Source organism: Paenarthrobacter sp. NPDC089988 (assembly GCF_044748465.1).
Taxonomy (GTDB): domain Bacteria; phylum Actinomycetota; class Actinomycetes; order Actinomycetales; family Micrococcaceae; genus Arthrobacter.
Genome location: NZ_JBIVGD010000014.1, coordinates 93,575 through 110,153, shown reverse-complemented (window position 1 = coordinate 110,153; position 16,579 = coordinate 93,575). Strand labels below are relative to the sequence as shown.

Sequence of the window (16,579 nt, the reverse complement as noted above, 5' to 3'; positions counted from 1 at the left end):
CGGGCTACACCGTGACGTTCAGCGCGGCCGTGTAGCCACCGGCCACGGAGCCGGACATAGTCGCGAGCTGGTATATGCCCCCGTCGTCACCAAAAACATTGTCCGAGGTCAGTGTCGTATTCGGGAAGTTCCTGGCGCTGCTCTCGTACCCGCTCGACGCATAGACCTCCTTGCATGCCGCCTCCGTCAGGGCGATCTGGGACACGGCCAGGACTTGCCCCGCGGAGCTGGTGTTGCTCAGCGATTCAAATACTTCAAAGTGAATATGTGGCCAACGCCCGTTGTAGGCGCCTGGATAAATGGTGGTGAACGTAAGCTGCCCGTTGGCGTCGGTCTCTTGGACTCCGCGGAGGTAGTTCTCGTTTTCCAAGCCACTGTCGTAGAGGGAGTACTTCCCGTTCCGGTCGCAGTGCCAGGCGTACACAGCCGCGCCGGCCAACGGGGAGCAGCCGTTCGCGTTGTCCAGGAGGGTCAGGGTCACCGTCAGCGGTACCCCCTCGGCCTTGGTGGTGGAGGTGCCGAAGCTGGACGTGATGTCCTTGCGCACCACTCCGGATGCCTCCAGCACATTCGGACCGTTGGAGCCATCGCCCGGGTACGGACCCACCGTCTCCTGGGGAATCTCCACGCCACATTCCGCGAAGGCCCTGGTTACCGTGCTGGTGGCGGAAGGCGAAGCGGTGGCAGTCGACGTTGCAGTCGCCGTCGCACTGGCAGAGGACGACGGCGTGGCGCTGCTGCCTCCCGTATCCGGCGTGCAGGCTGCCAGGGCTGCTGCCGTTCCCGCGCCGAAAAGGACGCCTAGCGTCCGTCTGCGGTTCAGGATCGTAGATAGATCGAATTCGAGTCCGCGATCGTGGTTGGGATGCGGCTGTCCGGCCTCCGTGGAAGCTTGCGTGGGGCGCTGGGGTGAAGTCATGCCTCCATCAAACGCGGGAAGCCTATGGCTTGTACATGGGGAAGCTGTGCCGCGGCTGTGGGTCAGTAATCCGGGTTGCTGGGGACCACCAGGCCCGTCTCGTAGGCGTAAACCACCACTTGTACGCGGTCCCGCAGCTGGAGTTTGCTGAGGATCCGCCGGACGTGGGTCTTCACCGTAGCCTCGGACAGGAAGAACTTGTGCGCAATCTCGGCGTTGGACAAGCCCTCGGCAATGGTGGTCAGGATTTCGGTTTCACGCGGCGTGAGCTCGTCCAGGAGCGGATCGCGGTGCGGTGCGGGAGCCAGCCCCGGCGCATGCCCGCCACGGACGTACGTTTCCAGCAGCCGCTGCGTCACCCGCGGCGCCACAACAGCATCCCCACTGGCTACCAGGCGCACGGCATGCACCAGTTCGGCGGGTGCCACGTCCTTCAGCAGGAACGCCGAGGCACCGGCCTGCAAACCCGAGAAGGCGTACTCGTCGAGGTCGAAGGTGGTCAGGATGATCACCCGGGAATCCGAGCCAGAATCCGAAATCCGCCGGGTGGCCTCAATACCGTCCATGGCGGGCATGCGGACGTCCATGAGCACCACGTCAGGGCGCAGCTCCGCGACCAACCGCACTGCCTCCGCCCCATCCGAGGCTTCCCCAACAACGGTGAAATCGTCCTCACCCTCCAGGATGAGCCGGAACCCCATCCGAAGCAGTGGTTGATCGTCCACCAGCAGGACCCTGATGATGCTGTCCCCAGTCATTCTTCCCCCTTATCGCCGTTCCAGCGCAGCTGGGCGTGCACCGCCCAGCCGCCACGTTTTCCAGGACCGGCAGTCACGATTCCAGCATAGATTCCCGCACGCTCACTCATCCCTGCAATGCCTTGGCCCGATCCGATGCTGCTCGCCAGGTCCCCGCCACCCTCCCGGGTTCCACGGCCGTCGTCGAGCACGTCAATGGTGACCAAGTCGCCCTCGCGGGTTATCTGCACGTCCACCCGGCTCAGTGACCGGCCGTAGCGGAGAACGTTGGTCAGCGACTCCTGGACGATCCTGTACACCGTCAACTCGAACGCAGGGTCGGCGGGCAGCGCCGGACCCGTATGGGCGTAGTGAAGGGGCAGGCCGGCGGTGCGGAACCCGTCCAGGAGCTTCCCCAGGTTATGGCCCGACTCCAGCGGAGCCAATGGCGCGGGCCGTCCGGAATCGTCTCGGAGAACGCCCAGGACGCGCCGCATGTCAGCCAGCGCGGCCCTTCCGGTCCTGGACAGCTCGTTCAGCACGTCGCCTGCGCGTTCCGGATCCTTCTTGACCACCACAGCGGCCCCATCGGAGAGACTGATCATCACCGTCAGCGAATGCGCCACAACATCGTGCATCTCGCGGGCTATCCTGTTGCGCTCCGTAACCTTGCCCAGCTGCGTTGTCCGCGCCACCCACGCAGCAATCTCAGCCTCGTGTTCACGCCGCTGCCGCACCGAAATGCCGATTCCCGTAGCCAGGAGATTGGACAGCATGATGGTGACGGCCGTGGCGATGTTGTTGATGAGATGGAAGTTCTCCGGCACGTCCTGAAGCGTGTCCAGATTGGTGGGACTGGTCCACATGAACAGGTACAGAAGGCTCAACGGCAGGCTCGCCGCCACGAAAACCAGCAGCGCGAGAGGCCGCTTCTTCGCTGTCGCCACCGCATAGAGGGCGAACCACAAACCAGCAGAAACGTTTGAGCCCCACGGGTTGAGGATGGTGGCCGCCACTTCGAAAAGCACGACGGCGGTGACCACCTGGAGCGGATAGCGTCGCCTGAAAGCCAGGACGGTCGCAATCAGCAGCAACAGCGACATCGCCAGCCACTTGCCCTCGCTGCCGGACGCAATGATGGTGGGCAGGGCAAGGAGCACGTAGCAAAGGACCACCACGGCGTCCATGGCCCGCGGACGCTCGTAGAAGTACCGCCGGACGCGGCCGCGCCGCCGCTGGGCGATTTCGGCGAAGGACGCGTCGGCCGCTGTGGCCAACGCGTCCCTCGCCTGTGGAGCTTCAGTCATGGATCGAGCCTAGACCGCCTAGACGTCCCGTTTCTTGATGGCGAACACGGCGGGGATGAGGAAGAGCAGGATGTAGCCGAGGAAAACCAGCCCGCCCTGCCACGGATCCAGTACGCCGTCCGTGTGCCCGATCGCCAGGAAGCGACCGCCTGCCTCACTGGGGATGTACTGGGGGACGTACTTCCAGAAGTCACCGGGAACGAGGCTCAGGAACCCGGAAGCGATGGAAAGGACAAAGAAGAGGGCCACCAGCACGGTGACGCCGCCTGCGGAGTTGCGGAGCAGCGTACCCAGCGACAGACCAATGAGGGCCACGCCTGCAACGTAGAGGCCACCGGTGAAGACGCTGTACATGACGCCATCGGTGGACCAGTCGAGTTTGATGTCCAGGCCCTGGAACACCGGCATGGCGATCAGGAAGGTGAGGACTGCGGCGATGGTGGTGATCACGTAGGAAATGACCACCAGGAGCAAAGCCTTGGCTGCAAAAGCCGGAATGCGCTTGGGAACAGCGTTCATGGTGGACCGGATCATCCCCGTGGCGTACTCCGAGGAGATGAAGAGCACGGCCAGTGCACCGAGGACCAGGGTGCCGATTTGGATCCCGGCGTTCGGAAGGTTGTAGAGGTCGAACCCGGAGCCCGCCGGGAACTGCTGGGTGATCATCTCGGCAGTCACCGGCTGCCCGGCGTCCTTCGCTTCCTTGATCATCTGGTCGATGAACGTGAACCGGATGAGGACAGCCAGCGCACCGACGCCTACGGTGGCGATAAGTGTCAGTGCCAGCAGGATCACCGTAGAGGTGAGGGAACGCAGCTTGATCCATTCGGACTTCACAACACCGGCAAAGGTCACGCCCCTTCCGCCTGCGGAGGCATGTGCAGGTGCGTTCGTTCGGCTTTCAGTCATGGTGCTCATCGTCCTTACTTTCCTTCCGCTGCAGCGGCGACGGGCTCGCCAGTGAGATGGGAGTGATACTCCACCTCGTCCTTGGTGAGGTTGAAATAGGCCTCTTCCAGGGACGAAACCTGCGGAGTCAGTTCGTAGATCAGAACCTGGTTGTCCAAGGCCACTTGGGCAATCTCACGAGGCTGCAAACCAACGACTTCCAGGGTTTCGTTCTCGTTCTGGTCCACACGGACGCCGTCGCCCACCAACAACGTGGACAGTCGGCTTGCCGCAGAGGTACGCACCAGTGTCTTGGCCTGTTGGGCGCCGGCAATGATGTCCTGCATGGGAGCATCGGCAATGATCCTGCCCCGGCCAATTACAATCAGGTGGTCCGCCGTCTGGGACATTTCACTCATGAGGTGGCTCGACAGGAAGACAGTCTTGCCTTGGCTGGCGAGGTAGCGCACCAAATTGCGGACCCACAGAACGCCTTCGGGATCCAAACCGTTCACCGGCTCGTCGAGGATCAGCGTTTGCGGGTCACCGAGCAACGCAGCCGCGATTCCGAGCCGCTGGCCCATGCCCAAGGAAAATCCACCGGCCTTCTTCTTGGCCACCGCGCCAAGGCCGGTCATTTCGATGACTTCGTGGACCCGCGACGTGGGGATGTGGTGGGTCGCAGCCATCGCCAACAAGTGGTTGTATGCACTGCGGCTGGTGTGAACGGCCTTGGCATCGAGCAAGGCGCCCACTTGGTGCAGCGGAGCCTTGTGCTGGGCGTAGTGGAGGCCGTTGACCGTGACATCACCTGATGTCGGCCTGTCCAGCCCCATGATCATGCGCATCGTTGTGGACTTACCGGCGCCGTTCGGGCCAAGGAAGCCCGTCACCCGGCCGGCCTGGACCGTGAAACTGACACCGCCAACGGCGGTCTTTTCGCCGTAGACCTTCGTCAGGCCTTTTGCTTCGATCATGGAAGCGTTCCCCTCCCTGGGCACGTGTCTGTGCGGATGAGTAGTGAATGCGGATGAGTAGTGAATGTACTTAAAACGCTAGTCACACAAAGGACGGAAATCGCCTGTCCCAGGGATGATTCAGGGTTCAGTCAGGGTAATCCTCGCGGATGATCCAAACAGCTCAGACCGCCGCGTCGAGGTGTGAATAGACCCGCAGGTTTCGCGGCTTGACGACGAATTCGGCGCTGCGGACGCCGGCTTTCGGCTCCCCGTCGACGGCCAGCACCAACGGCTGCCCTATGGCCTCGATGCTTACTTCGGTCCCCTCGGCCAGGTGCGTCACCTTGGACGCGCTCACCGTTCCCGTCACGGTGGCCCACAGCAGGCGGGCCCGTGCAAACGGCTCATCCGCAGTGATCATTCGCAGGTCGAACACTCCGTCATCCAGCACCGGACGTCGAAGCGGCGCGTGGTCCCTGGGGTAATACCTGCCTCGGCCCATGTACAGAATCCACAGCTTGTGCCTTACGCCATTCACCAGGAGGGTGGTGGGGGAATTGACCGCAAACGTCCGCAACGATGCCACCAGCCCGGCAAGGGGCTTGCCCAATGCCGCCTGCAACCGTTCACGGCGCCGGACAAGGTTGGGGTAAACCCCCACGCTGGCCGTGTTGAGCATCGCCAATTCGCTGGTTTCCGGCAGCTCCGGTAGGCCCCTCTGCATAACAACCTTGCCCAGATCCACCAACGCGCCAGACCCATCGTGCGCCGCCTTCAGGACATCGTCCATGGACCCGACTCCGAGGTCGCGGGCAAAGTGATTCAACGTTCCGCCCGGCAGCACCAGGAGAGGCAGGGAATGTTCGACGGCGGCAGCAGCCGCCGTGCCGACGGTTCCGTCACCGCCCCACACGCCAAGGGCAACAATGCCGGCCCGTGTGGCTGCAGCCTCGATTTTTTGCCCGATGTCTTCGCCTTCGGCAATCTCGTAAATATGCGCCTTAGGGAATATTTTTCGGAGAAGTTCGCCTGTCTCCGGCGAGTAGGAGCCGCCCATGGTATTGACCGCGATACTCAGCCCATCGCCGTTGGATATCCTGGGGAGTTCCACGGGCGTCCGCCGCGGAGTGGGCTCCGGGGGCTTGGTCGGCCACCATTTCCGTGTCACCAAGGCGGCGCCCGCTCCCAAGGCCGAACCCAGCACCACATCAGACGGCCAATGCGCACCCGTGTGGACCCTCGAGTAGGCAACGCCGACCGCAACGGGAGCAAGGGCAAGGCCGATGGCCGGTGAAACCAGCCCGGCTCCAACAGCAAACGCCACGGCAGAAGCGGAATGGCCCGACGGCATGGACGAGCTGACGGGCTGCGGATTCACGAAACGGAAAACAGGCAGGTGTTCGGGCAATGGCCGCCTGCGGGGGAGTGCCGTCTTGAAAACCAAATTGGTCACCCCCGAGGCCACGCCGAGGGCAAGCAGGCCGTGCAAGGCAGCGCGGCGGGGCTTTCCCGGAACCGTGGCCATGATGCCCGCAATTCCGAACCACAGTTTGCCCTTGGTGGCCACTGCTGAGAGCCGCCGGAAGAAGTCGTCGTGGTCACCCTGGGGCTGGCGTGAGACAGCCCTCACCAGGAAGTGATCAAACCTGGCAACGTGCTTTGGACCTTTACGCAGGAAGCCTCGCATCAGACCAGCGTAACGCCGATGCCGACGGGTGCCCGGCGCCTCCCCAGCGGTTCCATCCCCCGGTGGCTACCATGAGTGGATGGCCCGCCTCCTGCAACCGCGTCAACGGCCCACCTGGCAGATTGCCACACCGGCCGTGCTGTTGCTGATCGCTTTTGTTGTTCCCGGCCTGCTCATCCTCGCGGGCAACGGCGAGCCGGCGTTCAACGGCGTGGACACGTTCTGGCAGGCCTACGTCTTCACCCTGCACACGCCCCTTTGGGACCAGGTGAATCTGGTGCTGAACGCCGTGGGCTACGTGGGAATGCTTGTCCTGCAGCTTCTTCTCGGGGCGGTGCTCCTGCTGTGGCAACGGCCCAGGACGGCCCTCTTCGTGATTGTCGTGGGTGTGGCTGCCCTTGCCCTCACCCAGTTGGCCAAGGTGATGGTGGGGCGACAGCGTCCCGAGGGAGCCGAGGTCCTGACAGACACGGGCTCATACCCTTCAGGGCATGTATCGGCTACAACCACTTTTTTAGTAGTCATGGTGGTGCTCATCGACCGGTTCTGGATCAAAGCACTGGCCGCGCTGGGGATCCTGGCCATGATGATCAGCCGGACCTATCTGTCAGCGCACTGGCTCAGCGATGTCCTCGGCGCGGCCTGTCTGGGGACGGGCCTTGCCTTGCTGCTGTGGGTGCCGTTTCGCAGCATATGCATTGCCGAGAATGAAAGTAACGGGACCGGGCCTATTTGGCGGGCAAAGGCTTCGCAACCCCGGCAAGCAGCAGGGCCACAAGAATAGGCGCACCAATAGCCAGCAGGGCGTTGTGGATGCCCGTGTGGTCACCCAGGTAGCCCAGCAGCGGGGGCCCGGCCAGGAACGCGACATAGCCAATGGTGGAGACCACCGAGACCCGCGCTGCGGCGTGCCGTGGATCGTCGGCCGCAGCGGACATACCCATAGGGAATGCCAAGGCTGCGCCGATACCCCACAGGGCAGCACCAACAGCCGCCAGGACCACGTTGTCCGCGAAGACAAACAGCGCCAGGCCAACCGCCGCGGCGGCCATGCTGGCACGGAGCACGGCTACGCGGCCAAACTTGTCGATCGCCTTTCCGCCCACGAACCGCATGCCAGTCATTGCTGCCACAAAGAGTGCGAAGAGCAGCGCTCCCGTCGCCTCGGAGGAGCCAAGCCCATCTACGGCTGCCTTGGCGATCCAGTCGTTGCCCGCACCTTCGGTCAGCGTGGCACCCAGGACAACTACGCCGATGAGCAGCGTCCTGCCATCCCGCCATGCCGAGGGGCCTCTGGAAGCCGCCGGGCCGCCGTCGTGAGTTTCAGCCACCGCAGCCTGATGCGGAAGGAAGAATCGCGGGGCCGTGAGTGAAAGGGTCACGGCGATGGCCGCGATGACCAGCAGGTGCAGCGGCAGGCCCACACCGATTTGCGAGAGCCCGGCACCGATCAGTGCGCCAACGAAAGCGCCACCACTGAAGGCCGCGTGGAATTGCGGCATGATGGTGCGCTTGAGGCGGTGCTCGACGTCGGCGCCCTCAATGTTCTGCGCCACGTCCCACAAGCCGATGCCAATGCCAAAGAAGAACAGCGCAATGGCGGTGGCCGGAACCGAAGCCGCCATGAGCGAGAGGGCGATCGCCGTCCCGGCGCCTCCGGCGACGATCCCTGCAAGCCTCACCGTGTTGGCGGTTCCGATGCGGCCCACCACCCATCCCGCCGAAGGGAGCGCAAGGAGGGAACCGACGGCGGTGCACAACAGCAGCGTGCCCATCTGTCCTGAGGTGAGGCTGAGCGCCTCGGTCACGGCGGGAATCCGGGCCGCCCAACTGGCGAAGACCAGGCCGTTCATGCCGAAGACCAGGAAGGTAGCGATGGCCGCGGCGTTCACGTTCGGTAAGGTTCGGGTGCTGGTGGTCATGCAATCACAACTTCCACGGAGAGTTTGTCGAGCCGGGCAAGGTCTTCTGGTGAGGGTTCGAGGTCTGTCACGATCACGTCCACAGCCTCCATTGCGGCAACCAACGCCACAGCGCTGGCATTCCATTTACTTCCGGATCCGGCAGCGATCACCCGTGCGGCTGATTCGAGTCCGGAGCGTTTAACGGCGGCATCATCGAGGTCGTGGGCCAGCAGTCCGTCTTTGAGGTTGAACGCGCAGGGGGTGACGAGCGCGGTATCGAAGCGCAGCGAACGGATGTTGGCTTCGGCCATGGGTCCACGGAATGATTGTTCGCCCGGGATGAGCCGGCCGCCGGGCAAAATGAGTTCGGCGCGCCCACCGGCCAGTGCGTCCACGCCGTGAAGGGACATGGGCATTACGGTGAGTTCGCGGTTGGACAGCCTGCGTGCGATTTCCGTGGCCGTGGATCCGCTGTCCAGCCAAACGTGCTCACGGTCCCGGAGGAGGCCGTCAACAACGGCTGCAATCCGTAGTTTGGACTCGTGCTCTTCAAGTTCACGCTGGCCGTAGCCGGGATTATCGCCGCGCGCCAACAGGCTGCGGGCACCGCCGTGGACCCTCTTAAGCACTCCGTTGGCCGCAAGGATCTCCAGGTCCCGCCGGATGGTGGCTCCGGAGGCACCGCATTCGGCCACCAACTCGTCAACCGTCACCGCCTCGCGGGCTCGCAAGAGCTCCCCTATGTAGCGGTGGCGGTCGGCAGTCTTCATGCGTCCAGCCTAACAAGCGTGCGCGCACTTAATCATTTTCTGTGATCATTTGCTCACTTCCGACCCTCTCTCACCTAACACCCCTTAATCGGGAACGCTCTCGCAGTGGGTGCAAGAGCGTTCCCGTTTAGGGGTGGTTCGGTGAGAGAGGATCGGGTTAGCGGGCGCGCTCTACCCGCTTCTCGTCCCACACAGGCTCTTCGGATTCGTACACTTTGCCGTCCGAACCGAACACCAGGAAACGGTCGAAGGACTTGGCGAACCAACGGTCGTGCGTCACGGCAAGGACAGTGCCCTCAAAGGCGTCAATCGCCCGTTCGAGAGCCTCGCCCGAATGCAGGTCCAGGTTGTCCGTGGGCTCGTCAAGGAGAAGCAGCGTGGCGCCGGACAACTGCAGCAAAAGGATCTGGAAACGCGCCTGCTGGCCACCGGACAACGACTCGTACTTCTGCTCCGACTGGCCGGCCAATCCGTAAGAATCCAGCGCACCCGCAGCCGCTTCGCGGGGCAAACCAGACCGGTGTTCATCACCCCGGTGCAGGATCTCCAGCAGGGTCCGTCCCAGAAGGTCGGGCCGCACATGTGTTTGTGCAAAGAACCCGGGACGGATACGGGCACCAAGCTTGACGGTGCCTTCATGCGGAACCTCGGCAATCACCACGTCGGACACCGGCAAGTGCTCACGCTCGGGATCGGTTCCACCAGTAGCGAGCAAACGCAGGAAGTGGCTCTTGCCCGAGCCGTTGGACCCCAGGACCCCCACCCGGTCCCCGAACCAGATCTCCGTGGAGAACGGCTTCATGAGTCCGGTCAGTTCCAGTTTCTCGACTACAACGGCCCGTTTGGCGGTCCGTCCACCCTTGAGACGCATGCGGACGTTCTGCTCGATCGGCAATGCCTCCGGCGGGCCAGCTTCGAGGAACTTGGCGAGCCGCGTCTGGGCAGCCTGGTACCGGTTGGCCATGTCAGAGCGGAATGCGGCCTTGTTCTTGTACATGTTGACGAGTTCCTTGAGCTTCACGTGCTCCTCGTCCCAACGCTTCCGGAGTTCCTCGAAGCGGGCATTGCGGTCCGCGCGAGCCTCCACATAGGAACCAAAACCGCCGCCGTGAATCCACGCACCGGCACCGTTGATGCCCGGCTCCAGCGTTACGATCCGGCCGGCCGCGTTGTTCAGCAATTCGCGGTCGTGGCTGATGAACAGCACCGTCTTCTTCGATTCGTTGAGCTTGGATTCAAGCCAGCGCTTGCCGGGCACATCGAGGTAGTTGTCCGGTTCGTCCAACAGCAGGAGCTCGTCCGGCCCGGCAAAAAGTGCTTCCAACACGAGCCGCTTCTGCTCGCCGCCGGACAGGGTGGACGCGCGACGGAACTGCGCCTTGTCGAAGGAAATCCCCAGCGCGGCCATGCAGACCTCGTCCCACACGGTTTCCACGTCATACCCGCCCGCGTCTCCCCAGTCCACGATTGCCTGGGCGTAGCGCATCTGGGTGGGCTCGTCGTCGTGCTCCATCATGGCCAGCTCGGCTTCCTCAACGGCTTTGGCTGCCTTGGCGAGGCCCGGCTGGGCGGTGGACACCAACAGGTCCCGAACAGTGGATTCGTCGCGGACCTGGCCCACGAACTGGCGCATGATGCCCATGTTCCCCGAGCGTCCCACCACGCCCTCGTCCGGCGTGAGGTCGCCCGCGATGATCTTGAACAGCGTGGTTTTGCCGGTACCGTTCGGGCCGATCAGCGCTGTCTTGGTGCCGTCAGGAACCTTGAAGGTCACGCCGTTGAGCAGTTGGGTGCCGTCGGAGAGGAAGTAGTCGATGCCGGAAACGTCAATATGGGCCACTGCCCAATCTTCCCACGGCAGGGCTTAATGCTCGACGGCGGCACTTGCCACCGCGGGCAAGGAACCAGTGGCCGGCAAGGAACCAGTGGCCGCCATGGGACCCTTGGCGGGCATGGACCTTTGGCGGGTCAGGCGTCCGGCTTCCGCCGGGCAAACCCGGGTGCGTGTTCCGGACGAGGGCCAAACGCGATCATCCGCGCAGGAAGTTTGCGGAAGCCGGGGAAATGCCGGACAACGAACAGCAGCGGCTTGGGTGGCTTGGCCTCATGTCCCGCCATGACACGGGCGAACACTCCCCGGTGCAGCACGCGCTGGAACGTCTGGATGAGCACTGTTGGAAGCCAGCGGCGTTTTTGGACGGCAGCGAGGTGGCGTTCGTCCAGGGTTGAACTGAGCAGGGCGGGTGCCAGGATCCGGGCAGCGGCCACCGCATCCTGGACGGCCAGGTTGATGCCTACCCCTCCGGCCGGCGACATGGCATGCGCGGCGTCACCGATCAGCAACAAGCCGGGCCGATGCCATGTGCTGAGCCTGTTGAGCTTGACGTCCAGCAGGTGGACGTCATCCATGGATCGGATGGTGTCCACACGATCCGCGAGGTCCGGGCGAAGCCGTGAAATGCGGTCGCGGAAAGCCTGCACACCCTCGCGCCTTAGATCCGCGTCCAACCCCTTCGCTGCCAGATAGGCAATCTGGTGGTAGTCCTTGCGAGTGAGGCTGAGCAGCACGTCCCCGCGCCCAAACCGCGGAGAAATGGACGCCACAGGATCGTGTTCAGACGCCGTCCGCGGGAGCCGGAACCACCACGTATCGAACGGTACGGGGAACTCCCGGGGCACCATTCCCGCACGTTTACGGAGGATGGAACCCCGCCCGTCACAGGCAACCGTGAGTCCGGCCCGCAGTTCCCCGGTATCCATGGTTTCGCCGGAGTGGGGATCCCGTGTACGGAACCTGACTCCTTCCACGGCGCCTGCCTCATCCCTCATCAGGTCCGTTGCCTCGGTGTTCATGAGCAGCGTGAAAGTCGGCTCTTGCCGGGCTGCTTCCACCAGGAAGTCCAACAGATCCCATTGCGGCACCATTGCCACATAGTTGTACGGCTCCTTGAGGAGGCCGAAATCAGCCAGTACCACGGATTCGCCGTCTTCGGTGGGCAGCCTGAAGTTGTTCAGTTGGCTTTGGGGCAGCCGCCGGAACCCTTGGCCCAGGCCCAGTTCGTCGAGCAGCCGCACAGTGGAAGCATGCACGGTGTCACCGCGAAAATCACGCAGGAAATCGGCATGCTTCTCCAGTACCGTGACGTGGACTCCGGCACGCGCCAGCAATAATCCCAGGACGATCCCGGCCGGCCCTCCGCCGACCACCAAGCACTGGGTATTGCTGGTTTCCATGATTATTCCCTCATCATCCGGCAGCCGACAGGAAGGTCTTCAGCAAGGGGCCGCTGGTGGTGGCGCCGAGTCCGCCGTCCTCGACGAAGACGGCCACCGCGAGGTCACCATGCACTGCCACAATCCACGCGTGGGTCTTCGGCGGATCGTCGTTTCCGAATTCGGCCGTTCCCGTCTTGGCGCCCACGGGTGCTCCCGGAACCTGGGCCAGGAACCCGGCGTGCCCGGAGGTCACCACGGCACGCATCATGTCCGAAAGGGACGCGGCTTCTTCCTTGGTGATCGGTTTGGTGGACGCAGGTGACGCCGGGGCCGTTGCCGCAGCGGACGACGGCGATGCGGTGCCGCCTTCCGCGGTGGCCGTACCGGCGTCGGGGTTCTGCTGTGTTCCCAGGGCGTCGGCGTTGAGCACCAGTTGGGGCGAAACGGGCGCTCCGTTGGCGACGGAGGCAGCCATGACAGCCGCAGAGAGCGGGGAGAACAGGACCTTGCCCTGCCCGATCATGGAGGCGGCGTGCTCGGTGCCGGCGGCCTCGCCCGGGACGGAACCGAGGAAAGCATCGGCACCCAGTTTGGGGGCCTCAACGGCAACGCCCAGCGCTGTGGCAGCTGACTCGAGTTGATCCTGGCTGACGGTGTCGCGCGCGTTGATGAACGCCGTGTTGCAGGAATGGGCGAAGGCATCCGTTAGTGTCACGTTCCCCAGCGAGCTTTCGGGATACCCTTCGGAGTTCTTGAAGGTCCTGCCATCCACGGTCACCGTGGAGGGGCAGTCAACTTTGGAATCCGGCGTGGCACCGTTCCGGAACATCGCCAGGGAATCCACGATCTTGAACGTGGAACCGGGCGCGTACTGGCCCAGGAGTGCCGTGTTGTAGCCGTTGCTGCCCGGTCCGGAGGCCGCAGCGAGCACCGCGCCCGTCGAAGGTTTGAGGGCGACGATGGCCGATGCTGGTCCAACGCCGCCCAGTGTCTCTTCGGCCAGTTGCTGCAGCTTAAGGTCAAGTGTGGTTTTGAGCGTGGTCCCCGCTTCCGCGGGAGTGGAGAAGAGGACCTTGGATTCCGGAGTCGCGCCTTCGGCCGCAGCCTTCGCCGTTGCAACAACCTCAACTCCATCCTTGCCGCGAAGCAAGGAGTCGTATTTCTGTTGCAGCCCGCCCGTACCGGTGGTGTCTCCGGCGCGCAGGGACCCGTTGGACTTTTCGATCTGCTCCGCGCTGGCCTGGCCAACACTGCCCAGGAGCGCGCGGGCGAAAGTGCGCGTGGGGGCAAGGGCCATGGAATCCAGGATGCTCACGCCACCGGGAATCGCCTTGATCTTGGCCTCGGTGATATCCGCTGTGTAGGCGCGCAGGACGATGCCCTCCACGAAAGCCTGCGGTCCGGAACCTGCCACTTGCTTGGCGTAATCCTCTGCATCCAAGCCGAGCAGTGCAGCCATGGCCCGCGCCGAGGCGTCCCACTTGTCTTCGGAGGTTTTGGTTTTGTCGATACCAACCCGGAAGACAGGCCGATCTTCGACGATCGGAGCGTCTCCGGAGCCCAGGATCTGGCCACGCTGGGCAGCTACGGTCTTGGCCGAGAGCGTTTGGCCTTCAGCAAGCTCCGGGGCAAGGAGGGACGGGGACCACTGGACTGCCCATTTGTCGCCGGACTTCTTGAGCGTCGCGTCCAGGCTGTATTCCCATTTGGCCGAGCCGATGTTCCAGCTGTAATTGAGGGGGAAGGTGGCCTTGTCGCCGTCGAGTTTGAGGTCCCCGGATTGGACGGAAGGCTTGGCGTCGAGGCCTCCAACTACGGCTTTCAGTTCATCGTTGGCGGCCGCTGCGTCCTTCCCGTCGAAGGCGAGTTGCCCGACGTCGAGCGCTTCCAAGGCTGAGGCCAGCTGCTTCGCGGCACTTTCCGCTCCAGAGCGGCCGTCATCGCAAGCGGTCAGCGAACCAGCCATCACCAGCGTAACGAGACCAAAAACCAGGTTCCGAAGTTTCCCCATTTGCGCCATTATGCCGGGTTCCCCTGACAGTTTCTTGTTGCGCCCACACCCCGGACGGTCACCGCCCGCGGATGATCCTTTGCTGCGTGGCCACGGCAATCGCGGCCGTCCTGTTATCCACGCCGAGTTTGGCGTAGATGTGCACAAGGTGCGTCTTCACGGTGGCCTCTGAAATGAAAAGCTGCTTGGCGATGGCCCGGTTGCCCATCCCGGTTGCCAGCAATTCCAGGAGTTGGACTTCCCTGGCGCTCAGCGCCGGCGACGGGTTGCGGATCCGTCCCATGAGACGCGCCGCAACTTCCGGGGCGAGTGCGGTTTGCCCCGCAGCGGCCTGCGAAACTGCCTGCAGGATCTGCTCCGGCGGGGCATCCTTGAGCATGTAGCCGCTCGCCCCCGCCTCCACGGCGGCAAGGATGTCGGCGTCCGTGTCGTACGTTGTGAGGATCAGTACCGGCGGCGGGGGAGTCCCGCCTTCCCCGGCCTTGATCTTCCCCGTGGCGGTGACCCCGTCCATGCCGGCGCCCATTTGCAGGTCCATGAGCACCAGATCTACCGGCTCTTCCAAGGCAGCCAACCGTCGGAGCTCCGCCAACGCCGCAGCACCATCCGAGGCCTCCGCAACGACGCTGACGCCCGGAAAATCGGCCAGCATGGCGCGTAGCCCTGCACGGACCACGGGATGGTCATCCACCAGGAGTACACGGATCCCGCTCATGCCAAGCCCTCCGCGGGCAGCGGCAGGCGGATGGCCACCACCGTGCCCTCTCCCGGGGCGGACTCGACCTCCAGGCTCCCGTCCAGCGCGGCCAGCCGTTCGCGCAGCCCGGAAAGCCCGACGCCGGTTCCGTCGCCCCGCGCCGCGCCGGCGGCCAACGCGGGATCAAAACCGACGCCGTCATCGAAAACGTCCATGGTCACCTCGGTTCCTGGAAAGGACAGCGTCACGACGGCGGCATGGGCCTGAGCGTGCGCCCACACGTTCGCGAGGGAAGCCTGGGCCGCCCGAAGCAAGGCGGTCTGGTACGAACCGGGGAGTTCCACCGGGGAGCCCACCAACTCGAAGCGGCAACGCAGATCCGTCCCCCTGGCAGCGGCCTCCGTCTCCGTCTTCGCGCAGAGCCTGGCGAGGGTATCCACCAGCCCCGACTGCGCTAAATCGGGAGAACGCAGGCCACGCACAAAGCTGCGCGCCTCGGCCAGGTTCGCCGAAGCCGTGTCCTGGACGGTCCTCAACCGCTCCTTCGCCGTCTCCGGTTGCCCCTCCGACAAAGCCTTTTCGGCCGACCTTCCCATCAGGATGATGCTGGAGAACCCCTGGGCCAGGGTGTCGTGGATTTCGCGGGCCAAACGCTCGCGTTCGGAAACCATGCCGGCCTCGTGCTGGGTCCTCGCGAGTTCGGCGCGGGTCCGTCGAAGTTCGTCGGCAACGAGCCGTTGGTTCTCCGCTTCCTGGAACAAGGCGCGGTAGGCCATGCCGGTAACCACGGCGAACCCGGCCCCGAACAGTGGCCCCAGGATCATCGCAAGCTGCAATCCGCCGTCGGGCGTTCCCCGGCCGTGAAACCACAGGGCGCCCACCAGCAGCGCCGTGCTCACCACGATGGCAGGGAGCGCCACCCGGCGCGGGAGGATGTGAAGTTGGAGGAAGAAGAGTGGGAAGGCCACCCAGGCGAAATCGCTGCTGACCAGCAGGAGCAGCAGCCACAGCAGCATCACGGTGGCCAGCCACCAGCGCGCATAGGGTGAGGGATCGAACGGCGAGGCCCCGCTCGCGTGCCGCTTTTCCAGCACCGTTCCAGCCAAGTAGACAAGTGCCAGGGCGCCGGAAAGTCCCAGGCCCGCTGCAATGGCCACAGCCGACGGCGCCGCGCTGGCCCCGGCCAGCAACCGGATCACCGCCACGAGCAACAGCACCGCGAATCCCACATGGAGGCTCACCCGGAGGACGCGGAGGATGGCGCCTGTGGGCGTCTCCAGTCGGTCTTCTCCGGGTGATGCATTCACGCTTCCCAGCGTATCCGCGCCCCGGAGCGAATGAGGTGGAAAACCGCGTAATCACGCCCGGATCAACCATTCGGTTGATGGACCCCTCAACCCTACGTCCGTGGGCAATCCACCCCGCTTCCGATGTGCCCGCGGACGCCGAACGGAAAAGTGGAGTGTGCCGGGACAAAGCCCGCA

General features: G+C 64.1%; 14 protein-coding genes. 1 reads left to right on the top strand and 13 read right to left on the bottom strand.

Going from position 1 to position 16,579, the window contains the following annotated elements; translation table 11 throughout:
* Positions 1 to 4 precede the first annotated feature (4 nt).
* The 6 genes from ACIPV6_RS16675 to ACIPV6_RS16650 form a co-directional block, all read right to left on the bottom strand.
* Positions 5 to 919: an intradiol ring-cleavage dioxygenase gene (locus ACIPV6_RS16675; protein ID WP_400271940.1), complete on the bottom strand. Its 915-nt coding sequence runs from the start codon at positions 917 to 919 to the stop codon at positions 5 to 7.
* Between the two features lie 62 nt (positions 920 to 981).
* On the bottom strand, positions 982 to 1,677 hold the full coding sequence (locus ACIPV6_RS16670; RefSeq protein ID WP_400271939.1) for a response regulator: 696 nt from the start codon (positions 1,675 to 1,677) through the stop codon (positions 982 to 984).
* Complete coding sequence (locus ACIPV6_RS16665) at positions 1,674 to 2,963, bottom strand: sensor histidine kinase (protein WP_400271938.1); 1,290 nt, start codon at positions 2,961 to 2,963, stop codon at positions 1,674 to 1,676. The genes ACIPV6_RS16670 and ACIPV6_RS16665 overlap by 4 nt, the downstream gene beginning before the upstream one ends.
* A gap of 18 nt (positions 2,964 to 2,981) precedes the next feature.
* Entirely contained in the window at positions 2,982 to 3,872 is an 891-nt protein-coding gene (locus ACIPV6_RS16660; protein ID WP_400271937.1) for an ABC transporter permease, read from the bottom strand.
* 14 nt (positions 3,873 to 3,886) lie between these two features.
* Entirely contained in the window at positions 3,887 to 4,828 is a 942-nt protein-coding gene (locus ACIPV6_RS16655; RefSeq protein ID WP_397324191.1) for an ABC transporter ATP-binding protein, read from the bottom strand.
* A gap of 163 nt (positions 4,829 to 4,991) precedes the next feature.
* Complete coding sequence (locus tag ACIPV6_RS16650; RefSeq protein WP_400271936.1) at positions 4,992 to 6,497, bottom strand: bifunctional phosphatase PAP2/diacylglycerol kinase family protein; 1,506 nt, start codon at positions 6,495 to 6,497, stop codon at positions 4,992 to 4,994.
* Positions 6,498 to 6,576: 79 nt separating this feature from the next.
* Here ACIPV6_RS16650 and ACIPV6_RS16645 point away from each other — a divergent pair, with 79 nt between their 5' ends.
* Complete coding sequence (locus ACIPV6_RS16645) at positions 6,577 to 7,281, top strand: phosphatase PAP2 family protein (RefSeq protein ID WP_400271935.1); 705 nt, start codon at positions 6,577 to 6,579, stop codon at positions 7,279 to 7,281.
* Here ACIPV6_RS16645 and ACIPV6_RS16640 read toward each other — a convergent pair.
* The 7 genes from ACIPV6_RS16640 to ACIPV6_RS16610 all read right to left on the bottom strand — a co-directional run bounded on the left by ACIPV6_RS16640 (position 7,226) and on the right by ACIPV6_RS16610 (position 16,402).
* Complete coding sequence (locus tag ACIPV6_RS16640; RefSeq protein WP_400271934.1) at positions 7,226 to 8,419, bottom strand: MFS transporter; 1,194 nt, start codon at positions 8,417 to 8,419, stop codon at positions 7,226 to 7,228. The genes ACIPV6_RS16645 and ACIPV6_RS16640 overlap by 56 nt on opposite strands.
* On the bottom strand, positions 8,416 to 9,171 hold the full coding sequence (locus tag ACIPV6_RS16635; RefSeq protein ID WP_400271933.1) for a DeoR/GlpR family DNA-binding transcription regulator: 756 nt from the start codon (positions 9,169 to 9,171) through the stop codon (positions 8,416 to 8,418). Before ACIPV6_RS16635 ends, ACIPV6_RS16640 begins: the two co-directional genes overlap by 4 nt.
* A 157-nt stretch (positions 9,172 to 9,328) precedes the next feature.
* Entirely contained in the window at positions 9,329 to 11,011 is a 1,683-nt protein-coding gene (locus tag ACIPV6_RS16630) for an ABC-F family ATP-binding cassette domain-containing protein (protein ID WP_400271932.1), read from the bottom strand.
* Between the two features lie 128 nt (positions 11,012 to 11,139).
* Positions 11,140 to 12,405, bottom strand: coding sequence for an FAD-dependent oxidoreductase (locus tag ACIPV6_RS16625; protein ID WP_400271931.1), 1,266 nt, complete (start codon positions 12,403 to 12,405; stop codon positions 11,140 to 11,142).
* Between the two features lie 13 nt (positions 12,406 to 12,418).
* Positions 12,419 to 14,398, bottom strand: a complete 1,980-nt coding sequence (locus tag ACIPV6_RS16620) for a penicillin-binding transpeptidase domain-containing protein (protein WP_400271930.1) — start codon at positions 14,396 to 14,398, stop codon at positions 12,419 to 12,421.
* Between the two features lie 58 nt (positions 14,399 to 14,456).
* The gene (locus ACIPV6_RS16615) at positions 14,457 to 15,113 is read right to left on the bottom strand and encodes a response regulator (protein WP_400271929.1); all 657 of its coding nucleotides are present in this window, start codon (positions 15,111 to 15,113) and stop codon (positions 14,457 to 14,459) included.
* Positions 15,110 to 16,402, bottom strand: coding sequence for a sensor histidine kinase (locus tag ACIPV6_RS16610; protein ID WP_400271928.1), 1,293 nt, complete (start codon positions 16,400 to 16,402; stop codon positions 15,110 to 15,112). The genes ACIPV6_RS16615 and ACIPV6_RS16610 overlap by 4 nt, the downstream gene beginning before the upstream one ends.
* Positions 16,403 to 16,579 lie beyond the last annotated feature (177 nt).

What these genes read in the sequence shown, in the direction of transcription:
- ACIPV6_RS16675 (WP_400271940.1), bottom strand. Translation starts at nt 919, where the DNA reads ATGACTTCACCCCAGCGCCCCACGCAAGCTTCCACGGAGGCCGGACAG.
- ACIPV6_RS16670 (WP_400271939.1), bottom strand. Translation starts at nt 1,677, where the DNA reads ATGACTGGGGACAGCATCATCAGGGTCCTGCTGGTGGACGATCAACCA.
- ACIPV6_RS16665 (WP_400271938.1), bottom strand. Translation starts at nt 2,963, where the DNA reads ATGACTGAAGCTCCACAGGCGAGGGACGCGTTGGCCACAGCGGCCGAC.
- ACIPV6_RS16660 (WP_400271937.1), bottom strand. Translation starts at nt 3,872, where the DNA reads ATGACTGAAAGCCGAACGAACGCACCTGCACATGCCTCCGCAGGCGGA.
- ACIPV6_RS16655 (WP_397324191.1), bottom strand. Translation starts at nt 4,828, where the DNA reads ATGATCGAAGCAAAAGGCCTGACGAAGGTCTACGGCGAAAAGACCGCC.
- ACIPV6_RS16650 (WP_400271936.1), bottom strand. Translation starts at nt 6,497, where the DNA reads ATGCGAGGCTTCCTGCGTAAAGGTCCAAAGCACGTTGCCAGGTTTGAT.
- ACIPV6_RS16645 (WP_400271935.1), top strand. Translation starts at nt 6,577, where the DNA reads ATGGCCCGCCTCCTGCAACCGCGTCAACGGCCCACCTGGCAGATTGCC.
- ACIPV6_RS16640 (WP_400271934.1), bottom strand. Translation starts at nt 8,419, where the DNA reads ATGACCACCAGCACCCGAACCTTACCGAACGTGAACGCCGCGGCCATC.
- ACIPV6_RS16635 (WP_400271933.1), bottom strand. Translation starts at nt 9,171, where the DNA reads ATGAAGACTGCCGACCGCCACCGCTACATAGGGGAGCTCTTGCGAGCC.
- ACIPV6_RS16625 (WP_400271931.1), bottom strand. Translation starts at nt 12,405, where the DNA reads ATGGAAACCAGCAATACCCAGTGCTTGGTGGTCGGCGGAGGGCCGGCC.
- ACIPV6_RS16620 (WP_400271930.1), bottom strand. Translation starts at nt 14,398, where the DNA reads ATGGGGAAACTTCGGAACCTGGTTTTTGGTCTCGTTACGCTGGTGATG.
- ACIPV6_RS16615 (WP_400271929.1), bottom strand. Translation starts at nt 15,113, where the DNA reads ATGAGCGGGATCCGTGTACTCCTGGTGGATGACCATCCCGTGGTCCGT.